This window comes from Butyrivibrio sp. INlla16 (assembly GCF_900104155.1).
In the GTDB taxonomy this organism is placed as follows: Bacteria; Bacillota; Clostridia; order Lachnospirales; family Lachnospiraceae; genus Butyrivibrio.
On sequence record NZ_FMYB01000117.1, the window covers coordinates 1 to 3185 of the forward strand.

A 3185-nucleotide genomic window follows, 5' to 3' on the forward strand; every position below is an offset into this window, starting at 1 on the left:
TTTTTGCCTTTGGTGCACTCATTTTCTGACAAATGAAGTAACAAACCGCGGATTTATGGGCTTAACCTATAGTCCGGCGATTTGGGAAAGTTTTATTGTATCTTATTCACTTATTTAATCCCGGATTAGGCTTCAAAAGCCATACGAGATTTCCAAGAATATCATTAGTAAACAACAGAATTTTCAGAATACTCTTTGATAAGCTTTTCAACACTAGATGGCACCAATAAAGCCATAATATCGGAAGCATCTTTATCATTTCCGATAGCCTTAAAGCCAGCCCATGCATATGGTGAGTCTTTTATAGCCATGGCCACAGCTTTTCTGTCGCAGTTATACTCTTCAAAAAGCCTCCTTGAAAACAATATCATATCCTCAGCTTTATGCCTGACAGCATACTTAAAGCACACCAGATCATCCCTATGATTTGTGCGTATCGCCCTTTCATTCAATTTCTGTTCCCAGTTATCGGGATTGTTTTTTATATATTCCAGTATTCTTGATTTCATTTCAGATTATCTTCAAGCAATGCCTCTATGAAAGAATTCATAATAATAACTAATTCGACGAAAGGAGTCATCTCTTTTAAAGCTGTACCTTGCCTCTCTATCCCCAGACAACAATTCATCTACAGGCACCCCAAGGAGGTCGCTCAGCCCATATATATTATCCAATGTCGGCAGACTCTTTCCTTCTAACCAATGATATATGCTCTGAACACTTGAGAAATTAAAATACTCCTTGATGTCTTTTGCAGTTATCCCCTTTTCATCCATTACACTTTTGATCAGTTTTCCAGTTTTGAATCTATCAATCTGGCTTGTCATCCTTACTCTCCGTTTCTTTGTTTTTTCCCAAAAACTCATCCATTTCTATGGTGTGCTCTTTAGATAGGTCAACCTTTCCGAAAAGACGCTCATACAGCTCAAACGCCATAACAACTACATAACCATTTTCAGTTCTGACCTTTACAGGATTTCCAAATTTCCTACAAAAATCATTTGAATCCAGATTCTCCATCAGCTCTTCCGGGGTTATTTCGATCATGTCCATGCTTTTAACTCCATTTCACTAAAATAGCCTTCTTTTTTGCATTCTTCCACCCATGCCTTAAACTCAACGGGTTTTTCTACAGACCATTCCACAAATCGCTTAAGCCCTTCTTCAATAGTAAGGCCCTGTTCAGCAAACGCATCCTTTAGCCTGTAATACTTTTCAGTTGGTAACGCTACTTTCATAACCCCATCCCCAAAAGACACATCTATGTCCAAAGCCTGCCCTGTCTTTATCATATCTTCTATATCCATGTTTCTGCGCCGGTTCTTATCCAAAGCTATCCACTCATCAAGAGAAAGCGGCACATAGTCAGAAAACTGGCAAAAGCAGTTGATCATATTGCAGGGAATGTTATGATATTCTTTATCCCTTTCAAACCGCTTATAATCCCTTGTTCGCTGAATAAAGTCATTTAGAAGATACTCATCAAAGGTATTATGTACATGCCCATAAAGCATATATACCAGTGGGTTATCTCCCACGTCTTTTCTGTATTGCCCGTTATAGCAAAAGATCGGATAGTGCGACAAAATCACCTTCCTATTGTCATCATTCAGTTCCTTGTAATGTTCTATCCACTTAAACCATTCCGGTTCAAATTCCTTGTCCTTCAGGAACCTGTCATGATTCCCTACAATTAGGTATTTTTTCCCTCTAAGACGTGCCAATATTTTGTTTGCTACTTTTCCACTCCCAAAACAAAAGTCACCTAGCACCACCACTTCATCCCCGGTTTTCACCTTAGAATTCCATTGCTTAATCATATATTCATTCATGGCCTCAGCGCTTTCAAACCCGCGTTTGTCCATGTTTTTATTCATATTCCCATGGTTAAAATGAAGATCTGCGATATAGTATCTCATACCCTTATCTCCTACCTATACTGAATTTTTCCGGCATATTCCGTAAGATAAGAATCCTTTTCAAAATCAATTTTCCCTTCAAACAAGAAAACATCCCTGAACATATTGGGATTAAGCAATCTAAAAGCCTCTTGCGAAGATATGTATAGCTTTACCCCGGAATCTTCACATAATAAAAGGTCCGCGCCAGCATCTTTTACACTTTTACGAAGCAGTATATAGAATATATTCTCAAAAACTCCAAACAATCTATAATCTCTGCCATCGTTATCATATCCTTTATTACAGGCCTCTATGCCATCTCCATTCATGTTAAATTCGGGTACTATCAGTTTGTTATCCTCTACTCTCAGCTCCGTATATATCTCGTCAGAATCATATGAAACATGATAAAAAATACCCTTCCCGACTATAAATTCCTCGTACCAAGGCCTTCCGTCCTTTATCTTGGTATAGCCCTGCAACTGTAATCCATATTCTTTTAGTAGTTTAACATCTATATTGTCCTGATTATTGGACTTATCACATTCATCTCGATATACATCTAATGCTCCTGAGTCTTTTCTCAGATTATCAAATGCCTTCTTTATCTCATTGGGATAATCAACCTCGCTTATATATTCTGATACCGAGTTGTATCCTGCCATTTTAGCACCATGTTCAAAAAGCTCTCCCCCAAACAAAAACTTTAGTGGATAAATACTTTTCTGTATTTCTGTTTCAAATCTCAGCGTATCAACTCTAGTTATCTCAAGATGCTGAAGATTTTCGAACAAATCATCATTCTCCAGAACCAAAGCATTAAAGTCTGTTTCCAGTACAAGTGGAGGCATACAATCAAGATTACATAGAATTTCCCTGTAATCTTCAATAAATTGAGCTTCTCCATATCCCATAAGTTCAGCTATGTCAGAAGCAAGCAAATATACCTTATTATCGTGAAAGACCCTTGTTTGCAATAGTTTTATCTTTTCCATGGTCATTTTCTTCACTCTTTTCCCCTATTTTGCTATTTCCATAAAGAGTCCATTATCAGTTGTTGTTCATCGGCCTCTTTATCATTCTTTGCTTCAGTTATTGACGTCAGTTCTATTACACAGACATCACATTGATGGTCAATCCATTGAAAAGACACGCATTTCCATTGCTATCTTTTATATCGGCAATATTCTTTGGCCTTTCGCCAAATATAGTGGGTAACCACTAAAACTTTGTTGATAGTTACAACCATTTTGAGTACGCTTAGATATATCAAACAGAATGGAG

Annotated in this window: 5 protein-coding genes; all 5 read right to left on the reverse strand. The window is 37.5% G+C overall.

Annotation, left to right across the window (positions count from 1 at the left end):
* Nucleotides 1–164: 164 nt before the first annotated feature.
* From BLR42_RS22085 to BLR42_RS22105, 5 genes are read right to left on the reverse strand one after another with little or no spacing between them, the layout of a single operon-like run.
* Nucleotides 165–509 (reverse strand): hypothetical protein, encoded by a 345-nt coding sequence (locus BLR42_RS22085; RefSeq protein ID WP_091873865.1) that lies wholly within the window; start codon nucleotides 507–509, stop codon nucleotides 165–167.
* 12 nt (nucleotides 510–521) lie between these two features.
* Complete coding sequence (locus BLR42_RS22090; RefSeq protein ID WP_242879478.1) at nucleotides 522–827, reverse strand: helix-turn-helix domain-containing protein; 306 nt, start codon at nucleotides 825–827, stop codon at nucleotides 522–524.
* Nucleotides 811–1053, reverse strand: coding sequence for a hypothetical protein (locus BLR42_RS22095; RefSeq protein ID WP_091873870.1), 243 nt, complete (start codon nucleotides 1051–1053; stop codon nucleotides 811–813). Before BLR42_RS22095 ends, BLR42_RS22090 begins: the two co-directional genes overlap by 17 nt.
* Nucleotides 1044–1919 (reverse strand): metallophosphoesterase, encoded by an 876-nt coding sequence (locus BLR42_RS22100; protein WP_139165254.1) that lies wholly within the window; start codon nucleotides 1917–1919, stop codon nucleotides 1044–1046. Before BLR42_RS22100 ends, BLR42_RS22095 begins: the two co-directional genes overlap by 10 nt.
* Nucleotides 1920–1930: 11 nt before the next feature.
* On the reverse strand, nucleotides 1931–2911 hold the full coding sequence (locus BLR42_RS22105) for a hypothetical protein (RefSeq protein ID WP_091873872.1): 981 nt from the start codon (nucleotides 2909–2911) through the stop codon (nucleotides 1931–1933).
* Between the last annotated feature and the right edge of the window lie 274 nt (nucleotides 2912–3185).

Bases quoted from the DNA above. Each gene is read 5' to 3' on its own strand.
- BLR42_RS22100 (WP_139165254.1), bottom strand. From the start codon at position 1,919: ATGAGATACTATATCGCAGATCTTCATTTTAACCATGGGAATATGAAT.
- BLR42_RS22095 (WP_091873870.1), bottom strand. From the start codon at position 1,053: ATGGACATGATCGAAATAACCCCGGAAGAGCTGATGGAGAATCTGGAT.
- BLR42_RS22090 (WP_242879478.1), bottom strand. From the start codon at position 827: ATGACAAGCCAGATTGATAGATTCAAAACTGGAAAACTGATCAAAAGT.
- BLR42_RS22085 (WP_091873865.1), bottom strand. From the start codon at position 509: ATGAAATCAAGAATACTGGAATATATAAAAAACAATCCCGATAACTGG.